The following is a 13,535-nucleotide window of genomic DNA, read 5'->3' on the forward strand; positions in this document are numbered from 1 at the left end:
GGAACGGGCAGCGGGGCCTGCAAGACGCCCCTTACGGGCGTGGACGGTTGGGGCGGCGGAGGACCAGCGTTGCCCAGTCTCCCTCGGTCAGCAGGTGTTCGAGCACCAGCCCCTGCCGTCTGTGGGCCGAGAGCACCATGCCAACCTGCGTGCGCAGCAGCCCGGCCAGAATGACCGTGCCACCCGGCAGCAGGTTATGCGCAAGGTCCTTGGCCATCAGGCACAGGGGACGCGCCAGAATATTGGCGAATACGAGGTCGAAGGGGGCCGCGCGGCGGATGGCGGGCGTGTTCCAGCCATTGCCCAGCCGGCAGGTCAGCAAAGGGGCAAGCCCGTTACGCTGCGCGTTCCGGGCGGCAACCCGCACGGACCAGGGTTCGATATCCACCGCCAGAACCGGCTGGTGCAAAAGGGCTGCCCCGGCCATGGCCAGAATGCCGGTGCCGCAGCCCAGGTCCAGAATACGGCGTGGCTTGCGGTGGGCAATGCGTTCAAGGGCGCGCAGGCACCCACGGGTCGAGCCATGCTCGCCCGAACCAAAGGCCACGCCCGCGTCAAGCGTCAGCACAATGCGGGTGGCGTCGGGCTGGTCCGGCAGGTGGGTGCCGCGCACCACAAAGCGGCGGCCTACCTGCTGCTCGGGGAATGCCTCGTATGTGCGGGCCAGCCAGCCTTCGGCCTCGGTCGGGGCGCGTTCCAGTGTCGCACTCTCGCCACTGGCCAGTTCCGCCAGCAGCAGGGCCGCTGCCAGTTCGTCCTCACGGTGGCCGGTGTCCTTTACCCCTTCGACACGCCAGAGCGTGCCCTCGGGGTTGGCTTCGAAAAGGCCGATTGTGGTGCAGACACTGCCAATGGCGTTTTCGTAAAATTCGACAGCCGATTCGGGAATGGTAACGGAAATGGTTTCCAGGCTGGTGGCGTGTCGGCGGGCGGGTTGGGCCATTACAGTTTCTCGATAAAGGAGGACAGAAGTCGTTTGGTGCCTGCGTTTTCAAACGCGATTTCGACATGGTGCCGGTCAGCCGCGATCACGATGCCCACGCCGAACCGGGCATGGCGCACGTGGTCACCCAGTTGCAGGCTGGTGGCGTCATCGGCCAGCGGGTCCCGCCTGCGACGGGCCACGACAGGGCCACTGGCAAAGACGGAGTCCGTCATGTGCAGGCCCCGGTGGCGTGTGCCCCCTTCGTCAGCGCGGGTAATATGCTCGTCTGGCAGTTCGTCAAGGAAGCGGCTGGGCATGGATGGCTGCCAGTTGGCATAGATCCGGCGGCTGCCCGCATGGAAAATCAGCGCCTGTTTGCGCGCGCGCGTAATGCCCACATAGGCCAGGCGGCGTTCTTCCTCCAGCCCTTTCTGCCCGCCTTCATCCAGCGTGCGCTGGGACGGGAAAACGCCTTCCTCCCAGCCGGGCAGGAACACGATATCGAATTCCAGCCCCTTGGCGCCATGCAGCGTCATGATGGACAGGCGGGCTTCCTGCGCGTTTTCGTCATGTTCCATGACAAGGGCGACATGTTCGAGAAATTCGCCCAGCGTGCCGAAATCGGCCAGGGCGCGGACAAGTTCCTTCAGGTTTTCAAGCCTGCCCGGTGCCTCGGGCGAGCGGTCCTGACGCCACATGTCGAGATAGCCGCTCTGTTCAAGCAGATGTTCGATCGCGACCACATGCCCGTCACGCGCCAGAATGTCGCGCGTGGTGGAAAGGGCTGCCATGAGCCCGCCAAGCTGTTCGCCCAGCTTGCCCTTGAGCGTTGCGTTGTCCAGCAACTGCGTGGTGGCTACTGCCAGTGGCACGCCCGCGGCCCTGGCGGCGGCATGCAGTTTCTGGAGCGCGGCAGGCCCTACGCCGCGCTTGGGCACGTTGACGATACGTTCGAAGGCCAGATCGTCGGCAGGCTGGTTCAGCGCGCGCATATAGGCCAGGGCGTCACGCACCTCGGCCCGTTCGTAAAAGCGTATGCCACCCACAATCCGGTAGGGCAGGCCGGTCTGCACCAGCCGTTCCTCGAACGCGCGGGTCTGGAAACCCGCACGGACCAGAATGGCCATTTCCGCCAGGGAGTGCCCCTGCGCGCGCAGGTTTTCCGCGGTTTCGCACACCAGTCGGGCTTCGGCGTCCGAATCCCACACGCCGGTCACGTGCACTTTTTCGCCTTCGGCATCTTCCCGGCCAGACCGCAGGGTTTTGCCCAGCCGGTCGGTATTATGGGCGATCAGCCCGGCGGCGGCCCCCAGAATATGCCGGGTGGAGCGGTAATTGCGTTCCAGCCGCACAACCTGCGCGCCGGGAAAATCCTTTTCGAAGCGCAGGATGTTCTCAACCTCCGCCCCGCGCCAGGAATAGATGGACTGGTCGTCATCCCCCACGCAGCAGATATTCGCCGCCCCGTCCGGGTGTTTGGCTAACAATCGCAGCCACAGATACTGAACGGTGTTGGTGTCCTGGTATTCGTCTACCAGAATATAGCGGAACAGGCGGTGGTACTGCGCCAGAACATCGGGCTGGGTGCGCAGGATTTCCGTAACATGCAGCATCAGGTCGCCGAAGTCGCAGGCGTTCAGTTGCAGCAGGCGTGCCTGATAGGCCTCGTAAATGGCGCGGGCATGGCCATTGGCGAAATCCGTGTCCTCGGCCGGGGTGACGCGTGCTGGTGTCAGGCCCCGGTCCTTCCAGCGCTGGATAACACCCAAAAGCCCCGGCGGTGGCCAGCGCTTGGTGTCGATCCGCCACGGCTCCATCACCTGTTTGAGCAGGCGCAACTGGTCGTCCGTGTCGAGAATGGTAAAACCCTGGGTCAGTCCGGCATATTCCGCATGGCGGCGCAGCATGCGCGCGCACAGGGCGTGGAACGTGCCCAGCCACAGCCCGTCGGCCGGGCTGCCCAGCAGCAGGCCCACACGTTCGCGCATTTCGCGCGCGGCCTTGTTGGTAAAGGTGACGGCGAGAATCTGCCATGGCTTGGCGCGACCGGTCAGCAGGATATGGGCGAAACGCGTGGTCAGCACCCGCGTCTTGCCCGTACCCGCCCCGGCCAGCACCAGCAGCGGGCCGTCGGTTGTTTCTATGGCCGCGCGCTGCTCGGGGTTCAGCCGCGCCAGATAGGAGCCATCGCCTGCGGGCATGGCCGAAAAAAGCGATGGGGAAGGGGGTTCGGATGTCGTCACCTCTCCTTTATAGAATAAGCAGGCACGATAGGCCAAGCGGAGCAGCCAAAATGCGGAACAGGGGGGCAGACAGTCACGACGGCGCACAGCAGCCCGATGCTCCCCAAGGTTCAGCCCCCGTTTTCAAAACCACAGGGCCCGCGGGGCACAGGCAGCGCATGCGCGAACGCGTGCTGCATACGGGGGCCGGAGGGCTGGCGGATTACGAGGTGCTGGAAATGCTGCTGTTCGCTGGTGTGCCCCGGCGCGACACCAAGCCGCTGGCCAAAAGCCTGATCAACCGTTTCGGCGGTCTTGCGGCCGTGGTGTCGGCCAGCCCCGATGCGCTGGAGCAGGCCCGGGTGCCGGCTGGTTGCGTGCGGCTGTTCGCGACATTGCACCATATTGCGCACCATGCGGTGCAGGGTGGCGGCGGGGAACGGCTGGCGCTGGACAACTGGGAAAGCATGCTGGCCTATTGCGACGTGCATCTGTCCGACTGCGCGGGGCAGATGCATGCGCTGTTCCTGGACAGCCATAACCATCTGATCGCGGATGAGGACATGACCTTTCCGCCAGACCTGCTCGACTCCAGGCCAGAGATCGGGACTGTCAAACAGGCTGTGGCACGGCTTTTGCAGCGTGCGCTTGCACTGCACGCAACGGGTGTCATGACCGTGTATCTGGCACGCGCGCAGGAACCGCTGGACCCCGCCATGGCGCGTGACACGTCGTTTGCCAAGGCCCTTGCCCGGGCGGGGGTATTGCTGGGTGTGGCGGTGCATGGCCATATGGTGGTGGGGCAGGGGCAATGGCGCAGTTTCAGTTTCGATGAGGCGGCGCGGTGAACACCTCCCGACGTGACGCAGATATTCCGGGCGTGGAAAGGCCGGAGTCCCGGAACAACATCCCGCGACCTCGCCGGGCCGGGCGCAGGCCTGTGGGCAAGGGCGGCCCGGAGACTGCGGGCTCTGGTCCGGGCGCGCGCATGGGTGACGCAAGGCAGGAAACGGCTGGGCGGAACGAACAACTGGCCGATGCGTCGTTCTTTCGGTTCGGGGTGGAGGGGGCGTTACAGCCCGTTGCGGACCGGGCTGCGCAAGCCCACCACACGGCAGAGCCGGAGCATGACGACCTGACCCTTCTGGCCGCTTTGTTGCGCCACGCCCTGCCACGCCTGACCGAGCCCCTTGCTCCTGCCCGCCAGTTGCTGACGGCATACGGAAGCCTGCCAGCCGTTCTGTTCGCGGCCGAACGCGTGACTGCGGTTGCGGCAGCGCAGTCGGACCCCGTGCGGGTCGCGTTGCTTCTGGCGCGCGAGGTGGTGTTGCGCATACACCGGGCCCGGCTGCACGACCGCCCCCTTCTTGCCAGCCGCGAGCAACTCCATGCCTATCTGGGTGCCGTGATGGGATACAGGAAAACAGAGCAGATCAGGGTGCTGTTTCTCGACGCCGAACAGCGCCTGCTCAGGGATGAAGTGACAGGGCACGGAACGGTCGATCATGCCCCGATCTACCCGAGGGAGTTGATGCGGCGTGCCCTGGACCTGGAGGCGAAGGGGCTGCTGCTGGTGCATAATCACCCCAGCGGCAATCCAGCCCCGTCAGACGCCGATATCGTCATGACCCGGCGGATCGTGGCGGCGGCATCCGTGCTGGGGCTGATGGTATGGGACCACGTCATTGTGGGAGAGAGCCGGATTTTCAGCATGAAAGAGGCAGGTCTGCTCTGACTGGCCTGTCTGCCGGATCAAGAGGCGGCGTTGTTACCCCTTAGCTGCATCGGGGGGCCGCGACAGCAGCATCATGGGCGTAAAAACCACCCACGCCGACTATCGCGGGGCTGGAACGTTATCTGTCCATCCCGCCTTTGAGCCTGTCCTGCAACAGGAAGAATGGCCCGCAGGGGTTATGGCATTGCGTCGGCCAGAGCATAGGGCGCGGCGGTTTTGGTCGCCAGTGGCCCCAGTGCCGCCTGTATACCATGCTCGCCCGGCAGGCCGCCAATGGGGAACAGAATGTTGACATGTCCCATCTTGCGGCCTTCGCGCGCTTCCGCCTTGCCGTACAGGTGCGGGATATGCGCGGGTGTTGCCAGAATTTCCGGCCACAGCGCCATGTCTTCCGGCCCGACCAGGTTTTTCATCACGGCATCGGAATGGCGGATGGCGTCTGGCAGCGGCAGGCCGGCTACCGCGCGGATATGCATGTCGAACTGGTCCTGCGGGCAGGCATTCATGGTCCAGTGGCCCGAATTATGGGGGCGTGGAGCAATTTCGTTGACCATGATCCGCCCGTCACGGTCCAGGAACATTTCCACCCCCATAATGCCTTTCAGGCCAAGCTGGCGGGCAACCTTGGCGGCCAGGGTCCGGGCCGTTGCGGCAATGTCGTCCATGACCGGGGCGGGGGCCAGCGTCAGGTCCAGAATGCCGTGCCAGTGCCGGTTCTGCACCGCGTCGAAACAGCGGATGGTGCCATCCACCCCACGTGCGACCATAACGCTGAGTTCGCAGGCGAAATCCACCATGGCTTCGGCCACAAGCGGGTGGGGTGCCAGTTCCGTGAAGGCGTTTTCCAGATCGCTGATGTCATAGACGCGTCTCTGGCCCTTGCCGTCATACCCGTTGCGCGTTGTCTTGAGTATAAGCGGCAGGCCCAGCTTTTCAGCCGCGGCGTAAAGGGAATCCTTGTCCGTGACCGCATGCCACGGGGCAACCGGCACGCCTGCTTCGGTCAGGAAGGTTTTTTCCGCCAGGCGATCCTGGCTTATGCGCAGGATACGCCCGGACGGCCTGACCGGGCAGTAGCTGGCAAGCTGGTCCAGTGCATTGGCGCTGATATTCTCGAACTCGAATGTCACCACATCCACCGCGCAGGCAAACGCCTCCAGCGCTCTGGTGTCGTCATAGGCGCCGATGGTCACGGCATGCGCGACCTGTACTGCCGGGTCCTGCGTCCCCTGGGTGAGAATATGGGCCCTGTAACCCAGCTTGGCCGCTGCAATGGCGGACATGCGGCCCAACTGGCCGCCCCCCACGATGCCGATTACACTATTGGGGGGGAGAACCTTATGCGTCTGTGTCATTCGTTTTCGATCGTGGGAACCGTGGCGACGGAGGCTGTCTGCAAGGCACGCCATGCATCAAGCCGGGCGGCCAGATCCGGGTTCTGAAGGGAAAGAATGGAGGCAGCCAGCAAAGCCGCGTTTTTTGCACCGGCGGCACCAATGGCCAGCGTGCCGACAGGCACGCCGCCAGGCATCTGCACAATGGACAGGAGACTGTCCATGCCTTTGAGCGCACGGGATTCCACAGGCACGCCCAGTACGGGCAGGCGCGTCCATGCCGCACACATGCCAGGCAGATGGGCCGCCCCGCCCGCCCCGGCGATAATGACGCAAAGCCCGCGCGTGGCCGCCGTGCGCGCATAGTCCGCCAGCCGGTCCGGCGTGCGATGGGCCGAGACGATACGGATTTCGTGGGCGATATCCAGTTCGGTCAGAATCGCATCCGCATGGCGCATGGTCTCCCAGTCGGACTGGCTGCCCATAATGACACCCACTTTTGGGGCAGGGTGGGTGGCCATGTCTTCCGTAAAGGTGGAAGGCGAAGGTTTGGGGGCTGCGGTGTTCACGGCGGTGGCATATCCGGTCGGTCTGGCCCGCGCTGCTGGCGGGTGTCAAAATTCAGGGAAATCCGAAGTCAGGCAATATTGTCGGGTATGAGCATGCTTTCAAGCTTTGTTATGCGGTCCTTGAGCAGCAGCTTTCTTTTTTTCAGCCGCTGGAGATAGAGCTGATCCATGAAACTGGCTTCGGACACGATACGGCTTATCACGGTATCCAGGTCGCGGTGTTCGCTGCGGAGTTCATGAAGCTGGCCCAACAGTGAATCGCGGTCTGTCAGCATGATTGGCTCTCCCATTGGCGTTGTGTCCGGCAGGAGCGGATTCGGGCCGCCCGGCAGGTGCCTTGCCTGCCATCATGCCAGTTTTCACCAACCGTGCGCAGGTGGCCAGTCCCGGCGCCATAAAAAGTTCCATGTCCCCAGCGCATACGAGCTTGCATTGGATTATGAAATTAGCATGAAATTTTGAGAGACCAGTACGCTACCGTTGGTGTGTCACACACCGAATGGAGGCAACCATGACACGTCTTGCACGGATCGAAAGTCTCAAGAACCGCCATTTCCGGATTGACCAGAAGATCGTCACCGAAGGGGGCAGACCCCGACCGGATGAACGTGTTCTGATGTGCCTCAAGCTACAGAAGCTGCGGCTCAAGGAAGAAATCGAGAAAATGACGGCCTGACTACACGGCCCGAGGCAAGCCCCTGCCCGCGGGCAGGGGTACATGCCGGGTGGTTTCTCTCAGTCCTCGGACGCGCCAAAGCCCATGACTTCGGGCGAGGGGGTGGGAATATCCGCACCTTCGCGCTCAAGCTTGGCATTGGCTTCGCTTACAGCCGCGTTCAGGTCGGTCTGGCTGCACAGCCCTACCGTAACGGGGTCGCGCGGCTTGATGTTGGGCGTATTCCAGTGCTGCTTGTCGCGCACCTTGGCAATGGTGTCCTTGGTCGTGCCCAGAAGCTTGACAACCTGCTGGTCGCTCAACTGCGGGTAGTTGCGCAGCAGAAAGGCAATGCCATCGGGCCGGTCATGGCGCTTGGCCACCGGTGTGTAACGCGCGCCCTTGGAGCGGCGGCGCACCGGGTTGCCCGAGGTCAGGATTTTCAGCCGTGCGGTGGGCGTTGCCTCACACCTGCGAATTTCATCCAGCGTGAGCTGATGGTTGGCAACCGGGTCGTAACCCACGATACCTTGCGCCACTTCGCCATCTGCAATGGCCTGGACTTCAAGCGGGTGCATGCCACAGAACGCGGCGATCTGTTCGAAGCTGAGGGCCGTTTTTTCGATCAGCCACACAGCAGTCGCTTTGGGCATGAGGGGTAAGGTTGTCATGGCGTCCATCCTGTCATCGGGCCGCGTTTACGCAGGCACCCGAAAGTCGATGGCCTGAGGAGGGTCACCCCCGAAGCCTGCGTGCCTGCAGACGCGCATCTGTGTCACCGATATGGAGGGTGCAGCCTGTGCAGGTCAAGCGGCAAATGCATAATGGGGAAGGAGAAAACCGCAGTTTTTCCCTTCCCCGTTTTTTCGGGCCGTTATGGCGGCGGACTATGCGCCACCCTTACGCCGCCGCAGGCGTGCTGTCTGGTGCTGTCTGGCGGGGTTCAATCCGCGGTGCGTCCGGGCGGGTGGTGTTGATGCTGATATGTCTGGGCTTGAGCGCTTCTGGCATGATCTGGCGCACCGTAATGCGCAAAAGCCCGTTGTTCATGTCAGCCCCGGTGACTTCCACATGATCAGCAAGGGCGAAACGGCGTTCGAACGCGCGCCGTGCAATGCCCCGATGCAGGATTTCTCCTTCATTCTGGGGGGTGCTGACCCGGCCCTGCACCACCAGCGTATTGTCCTGCACCACAAGCTCGATATCTTCCGGGCCAAAGCCTGCCACGGCCATGGTCAGCGCGTAGCTGTCATTGCCGGTCTTGGCGATATCGTATGGCGGATAGCTGGGGGTGGCGGTGTTGCGCGCGGCGGTGTCCATAACCTGAGCCAGACGGTCAAAACCGATGGCGGTGCGGAACAGGGGTGCGAAATCGTATGTCATGTTCAGGAAACCTTCTCTCATGGCAAGGTTCTGCCCTTATGACAGGTCCCGGCAGGCAACCTGTCTGGGCGGCTTTGTTAAGGTGCGAACCCCTCCATGGGGCATTCGCACATCCTGAACGTGGAAAGCCCCACCGCCTTTTTCAAGAGGGTGGGGCCTGCAACACAACCAACTGCGGAAAAGCTCAGCCTTTGGTGCGGCTGCCGATTCCTGCAAAGCGCTTGTTGAACTTGGCAACCTGGCCCCCGGTGTCGAGGATACGCTGCACACCCGTCCACGCCGGGTGGGACTTGGTGTCAACGTCGAGACGGAGCGTATCGCCGGGTTTGCCATAGCAGGAATGCGTCTGATATTCCGTGCCGTCCGTCATGATAACGGTGATTTCGTGGTAGTCGGGGTGAATGCCGGGCTTCATCAAACAGGTCTTTCATCGCAATAAGCTGGCCCGATACCGACCGGGCGTTGGTGCCGTGCATATAACGGCACGGGCGGGCGGGATCAATAGTTCATTTCAGGCACGGCCGAAGGGGCAGGAGCCCTCTTGCGGTACATATACAGACCGGGCGTGGTTCTGCCCTGGGCGTTCACCCGACCGCGCAGTGTGGTGCCAACAGCGCAGGCCCCGAAAAAAGGAGGGTGCGGATCTTTCTTGGCTTGAGACGCCTTTGCGTTATGAGAGATACAAAGACCATGCTGACGTTACTTTCCTTATTATAGAACAGGAATACTTGAATGGCTAAACCTGCCTCTCTTATCCATACCCCGGGCTGGGTGACGGAATTCCGTAAATTCATCATGCGCGGCAATGTCGTCGATCTGGCCGTCGGTGTCATTATCGGCGCGGCCTTTACGGCTATCGTCAACAGCCTGGTGAAGGATCTCTTCAACCCGCTGCTGGGCCTGCTGATTGGCGGTATCGATTTTTCAAACCTGTTCATCACGCTCAAGGGGCCGCATCTTGCAACCTTGGCCGACGCCCAGAAGGCCGGCGCCGTAACCCTGAATATCGGCCTGTTCCTCAACGCCGTTCTTCAGTTCCTGATCGTGGCGTTCGCCATTTTCTGGATGGTCAAGGTGCTGAGCAGCTTCCACAGCCGTCAGGAAGCGCAGGATGCAGCCGATGCACCACCGCCCGTCCCCACCAAGACCGAGGTTCTGCTTGAGCAGATCCGTGATGAACTGGCTGTAGCCAACAAGGGTGCTGACAAGGCCTGATCGGGCCTTTAGTACCGCCTGCCTGCTCTGGTGCCACCCTTATGGCGGCACCTTTCGCGGCTTTGCTGGCCCCTGTTCCGGTGTTCCTTCTCCGACGTCCTTTCTGGAGCGTTGCGTTCCCGGCCGGTTTTTCAGGGCATGGAACACGGAACCGGGTGGGGTGATTACTCCAGTTTGTGCTTCGGTTTGCGCAATGCGGAATATGGGATAGGATTACGGCAATGACCCGTGCCATGTTCCGCCATCTTGCGCGCCTTAAACCTCTGCTGGCCCTGACGGCGGTGTGCGGCCTTGCCGCCGGGTGCCAGTCCGGGCCGCAGGGTCTGGTTCTGCGCCAGACACCCAGCACAGTGCTGTATTCCTACCTTGTAGCCAACGGCATGGCCCGTGGACGGCTGATGAGTGAGCGGGTAACGCCTGCCGAATATCTGCATATCGTGCAGGCCGATCGCAGCGCGCTGATCGCTATTCTGCTCTTCCGTGACAAGCCGACGCAAAATAATCTGGGCAATGCCGGGCAGCGGGTAGAAGATTTTATCGGGGTGATCGACGGTGCGACCGCTCCTGTGTCCGGGCGCCCGCAGCCCCCGGTAGCCGAGCCAGCCCCCCGTTTCATGCGCTGAAAATATCGGTGGCAGGCTGCAAAACCCCGCTATGTTTGGCATTGTATTGCCTGTGCGGCGCACTGGTTGTTTCAAATGCCAGTCAGGGCATGCGCGCAGACTGTGTCCCGCACGGTAGAGTCAGGCCCGGGTAATCCGCTTGTGTTGGCCAGATAGCCATTGCGGGGGTGTACCTGCCATTTCTGGTCGACGTATCCCCCATGATCCGTTCTGACAGCCCGTGCTTTTGCCAGCGCGGCGCTCCATCTGTCGATCGGCGGGCCATCAGGCCGGGAACACCCCGTTCGTCCGGCCTGCCGACTGAATGAAATGGGTTACGAAGCGGAGCCGGCCTTGGCGGCCTTCGCCCCACGTTTGAGACGGCCTTCCCCCATGAACAGCAGCAGCGGTGCCGCAATGAAAATGGAGGAGGATGTGCCGACCACAATGCCGAACAGCATGGTCCAGGCAAAGCCCGACAGCGTGGCGCCACCCCACAGGGCAAGAGGCAACGCCGCCAGAAAGACGGTGGATGACGTGCCCAGCGTACGGTTCAGCGTTTCGTTGATGGAGAGGTTGAGCAGGTCGATCAGGGGCATGGAGCGGTATTTGCGCAGGTTTTCGCGCACGCGGTCGTACACCACCACCTTGTCGTTGGTGGAATAGCCCAGAATGGTGAGGATGGCCGCCACCATGACCAGATCGAACTCAAAGCCGGTCAGTACGAGAAAACCCATGGTCTTGGTCAGGTCCAGCACCAGGGTAATGACCGCGCTCAGCGCGAATTCCCATTCGAAGCGGACCCAGATATAGCCCAAAATCATGGCCAGGCTGAGCCCGAGTGCCAGCATGCCGTTGCGGAACAGTTCGGCCGAAACCGATGCCCCCACCGCGTCCGCCCGCAGGATGGTGGTGCCGGGCAGGGCGTCGGCCACGGTGTGGCGCACCTGATCGACCACGGCCTGCGTGTCCTGTCCTTCGCCCGTGTCCAGGCGGATCAGCACGTCATCGGACGCGCCGAAAGCCTGGAACGCGGCATGGCGAATGCCGTGGGCTGCAAGGGCGTCGCGCAGTTTTGCGAAATCGGCCGGGCCGGTGGTTTTGGCTTCGACCACGATCCCGCCGCGAAAATCCAGCCCCAGCGTCAGCCCGGGGTGGAAGAACAGGATCAGCGAGGCCACGGACAGCACGGCCGAGGTGATCAGCCCCATGAACCGGCCACGCATGAAGTTGATATGGGTGTCTTTGCGAACAAAGCGCAGAAGGGGACGTCCGAACATATGCGCCTCGTTTTTCAGACCGGCAGGCTGGCAGGGCGCGTGAGCGCGTACCAGCGGGCCATGAGCATGCGGGAAAGCAGCAGGGTCGTGAACAGGGTGGTCACGATCCCGATGGTGATGGTCAGCGCGAAACCGCGCACCGGGCCGGTGCCGAACACGAACAGCATCACATGCGCCAGCAGGGCGGTGGCGTTACTGTCTACAATAGTGGAGGTGGCACGTTCGAACCCGGCCTGCATGGCCGCCAGCGGGGTGCGGCCACGGGCCACTTCCTCGCGTATGCGTTCATTGATCAGGATATTGGCGTCAACCGCCATGCCCAGGGTCAGCAGCATGCCGGCCATGCCGGGCAGGGTCAGTGTCGCTTCGAACAGGGACAGGATCGCCACCATCAGGACCAGGTTGGCCAGCAGGGCAATGTCCGCGTACCAGCCGAAGCGGCCGTAGAACAGCACCATGAACACCACAACCAGCACAAAGCCCGCGGCAAGGCTGATGATGCCGGCACGGATGGAATCGGCCCCTAGCGACGGGCCAATGGTGCGCTGTTCCACAACGCTGAGCGGCGCGGGCAGGGCCCCCGCGCGCAGCATAAGGGCGAGATCCGTTGCGCGCTGGGCGTCGAAACCGCCGGTAATCTGGCCGTTACCCCCTGTAATGGGGGTACGGATCACCGGGGCCTCGATCACCTTGTTGTCCAGCACGATGGCGAAACGCTTGCCGACATTGGCCTGGGTTACAGCCGCGAAGGAATGGGTGCCGATCGAGTCAAAGGAAAAACTGACAGCCCATTCGCCGGTCTGCTGGTCTATCGCCGCACCGGCGTTTGTCAGGTCCGAACCGTCCACATCCACATGGTCGAACACGGCCAGCGGGCTGCCATCGGCCGGGTTGGCCATGGGCAGCAGGCTGACGCCCGGCGGCGGATAGGTGGCGTGCAACGGGTTGGAATCGACCAGTTGGAAGGTCATTTTGGCGGTGGTGCCAAGCAGCGCCTTGATCCGGTCCGGATCGCTCACGCCGGGCAGTTCAACCACGATCCGGTCATCGCCCTGGCGGGTGATCTCGGGGTCTACCGCCCCGGTGCCGTCTATACGGCGGCGCACGATCTCGATGGACTGGGTAACCGCCTCACGCGCGCGGATGCGGATGGATTCGGGTGCGAGTGTCAGGGCAATGGCGCCGCCGTCACGCGCGCTTACGCTGAATTCGTTGGGCACGGCGCGGGGCAGGTCGGCCAGGGCCGCGATGTCGGCCTGTGTTTCCGACGGGGTGCGCGGCAGGAAGGTAATTTCCGCGCGGTCCGCATCCACCGTGATGTTCTGGTAGCCCAGGTTGTTTTTCAGCAGCGTGTCGCGCACGGTCTCGGACAGGGTCTGCAATCTGTCATGCGTCAGGCTTTTCAGGTCGACCTGCATCAGCAGGTAAGAGCCGCCCCGCAGGTCCAGCCCGAGATGAATCTGCCTCCACGGCACGGAAGGGAACGGCTTGCGCATGCCGTTGGGCAGGCATAGCAGCAGGCCCAGCAGGCACACGCCCATTACCGAGGCCAGTTTAAGGCGGCTGTAATACATTCTTACCTGATCACTTGCAGTTCTGTTGCCCGGAACATGCC

Annotated in this window: 15 protein-coding genes; 5 read left to right on the plus strand and 10 right to left on the minus strand. The window is 62.7% G+C overall.

Translation table 11 applies throughout. The features are described from left to right. Positions 1–31: 31 nt before the first annotated feature. Positions 32–943 (minus strand): 50S ribosomal protein L11 methyltransferase, encoded by a 912-nt coding sequence (locus tag ABF990_RS00445; protein ID WP_415491806.1) that lies wholly within the window; start codon positions 941–943, stop codon positions 32–34. Continuing rightward, entirely contained in the window at positions 943–3,126 is a 2,184-nt protein-coding gene (locus ABF990_RS00450; protein WP_415499648.1) for an ATP-dependent helicase, read from the minus strand. Before ABF990_RS00450 ends, ABF990_RS00445 begins: the two co-directional genes overlap by 1 nt. A 200-nt stretch (positions 3,127–3,326) precedes the next feature. Here ABF990_RS00450 and ABF990_RS00455 point away from each other — a divergent pair, with 200 nt between their 5' ends. Then, positions 3,327–3,995 (plus strand): JAB domain-containing protein, encoded by a 669-nt coding sequence (locus ABF990_RS00455; RefSeq protein WP_415499634.1) that lies wholly within the window; start codon positions 3,327–3,329, stop codon positions 3,993–3,995. A gap of 140 nt (positions 3,996–4,135) precedes the next feature. After that, complete coding sequence (locus tag ABF990_RS00460; protein WP_415499633.1) at positions 4,136–4,882, plus strand: JAB domain-containing protein; 747 nt, start codon at positions 4,136–4,138, stop codon at positions 4,880–4,882. Positions 4,883–5,058: 176 nt separating this feature from the next. Here the strand turns inward: ABF990_RS00460 and ABF990_RS00465 are convergent, their stop codons facing one another. From ABF990_RS00465 to ABF990_RS00475, 3 genes are all read right to left on the minus strand, one after another. Further along, a complete protein-coding gene (locus tag ABF990_RS00465) occupies positions 5,059–6,237 on the minus strand; it encodes a 5-(carboxyamino)imidazole ribonucleotide synthase (protein WP_415499632.1) in 1,179 nt (392 codons plus the stop codon). Next, positions 6,234–6,737: a 5-(carboxyamino)imidazole ribonucleotide mutase gene (purE, locus tag ABF990_RS00470; RefSeq protein ID WP_415491812.1), complete on the minus strand. Its 504-nt coding sequence runs from the start codon at positions 6,735–6,737 to the stop codon at positions 6,234–6,236. Before purE ends, ABF990_RS00465 begins: the two co-directional genes overlap by 4 nt. A gap of 116 nt (positions 6,738–6,853) precedes the next feature. After that, the gene (locus ABF990_RS00475; RefSeq protein ID WP_415491801.1) at positions 6,854–7,060 is read right to left on the minus strand and encodes a YdcH family protein; all 207 of its coding nucleotides are present in this window, start codon (positions 7,058–7,060) and stop codon (positions 6,854–6,856) included. A gap of 236 nt (positions 7,061–7,296) precedes the next feature. Here ABF990_RS00475 and ABF990_RS00480 point away from each other — a divergent pair, with 236 nt between their 5' ends. Next, complete coding sequence (locus ABF990_RS00480; RefSeq protein WP_415491800.1) at positions 7,297–7,461, plus strand: YdcH family protein; 165 nt, start codon at positions 7,297–7,299, stop codon at positions 7,459–7,461. A 59-nt stretch (positions 7,462–7,520) separates the two neighbouring features. On the opposite strand, the gene ABF990_RS00485 is transcribed toward ABF990_RS00480, so the two are convergent. The 3 genes from ABF990_RS00485 to rpmE all read right to left on the minus strand — a co-directional run bounded on the left by ABF990_RS00485 (position 7,521) and on the right by rpmE (position 9,238). Next, positions 7,521–8,111, minus strand: coding sequence for a DUF1013 domain-containing protein (locus ABF990_RS00485; protein WP_415491799.1), 591 nt, complete (start codon positions 8,109–8,111; stop codon positions 7,521–7,523). Positions 8,112–8,340: 229 nt separating this feature from the next. Then, a complete protein-coding gene (locus ABF990_RS00490) occupies positions 8,341–8,823 on the minus strand; it encodes an Hsp20 family protein (RefSeq protein WP_415491811.1) in 483 nt (160 codons plus the stop codon). A gap of 184 nt (positions 8,824–9,007) precedes the next feature. Continuing rightward, positions 9,008–9,238 carry a 50S ribosomal protein L31 gene (gene rpmE, locus ABF990_RS00495; RefSeq protein WP_415491798.1) on the minus strand — a complete coding sequence of 77 codons (231 nt, stop codon included), beginning with the start codon at positions 9,236–9,238 and terminating at the stop codon, positions 9,008–9,010. Between the two features lie 317 nt (positions 9,239–9,555). Between rpmE and mscL the strand changes: the two genes are divergently transcribed. Together mscL and ABF990_RS00505 are read left to right on the plus strand one after the other, a co-directional pair. Further along, the gene (gene mscL, locus ABF990_RS00500; RefSeq protein WP_415499631.1) at positions 9,556–10,038 is read left to right on the plus strand and encodes a large-conductance mechanosensitive channel protein MscL; all 483 of its coding nucleotides are present in this window, start codon (positions 9,556–9,558) and stop codon (positions 10,036–10,038) included. A gap of 221 nt (positions 10,039–10,259) precedes the next feature. Beyond that, positions 10,260–10,661: a hypothetical protein gene (locus ABF990_RS00505; RefSeq protein WP_415499630.1), complete on the plus strand. Its 402-nt coding sequence runs from the start codon at positions 10,260–10,262 to the stop codon at positions 10,659–10,661. A 314-nt stretch (positions 10,662–10,975) separates the two neighbouring features. On the opposite strand, the gene secF is transcribed toward ABF990_RS00505, so the two are convergent. Further along, the gene (gene secF, locus ABF990_RS00510) at positions 10,976–11,920 is read right to left on the minus strand and encodes a protein translocase subunit SecF (protein WP_415491795.1); all 945 of its coding nucleotides are present in this window, start codon (positions 11,918–11,920) and stop codon (positions 10,976–10,978) included. A gap of 14 nt (positions 11,921–11,934) precedes the next feature. Further along, positions 11,935–13,494, minus strand: a complete 1,560-nt coding sequence (gene secD / locus ABF990_RS00515) for a protein translocase subunit SecD (RefSeq protein ID WP_415491794.1) — start codon at positions 13,492–13,494, stop codon at positions 11,935–11,937. Positions 13,495–13,535: the final 41 nt, after the last annotated feature.

The sequence above is a fragment of the Acetobacter sp. genome, from assembly GCF_047723915.1.
Classification (GTDB): domain Bacteria; phylum Pseudomonadota; class Alphaproteobacteria; order Acetobacterales; family Acetobacteraceae; genus Acetobacter.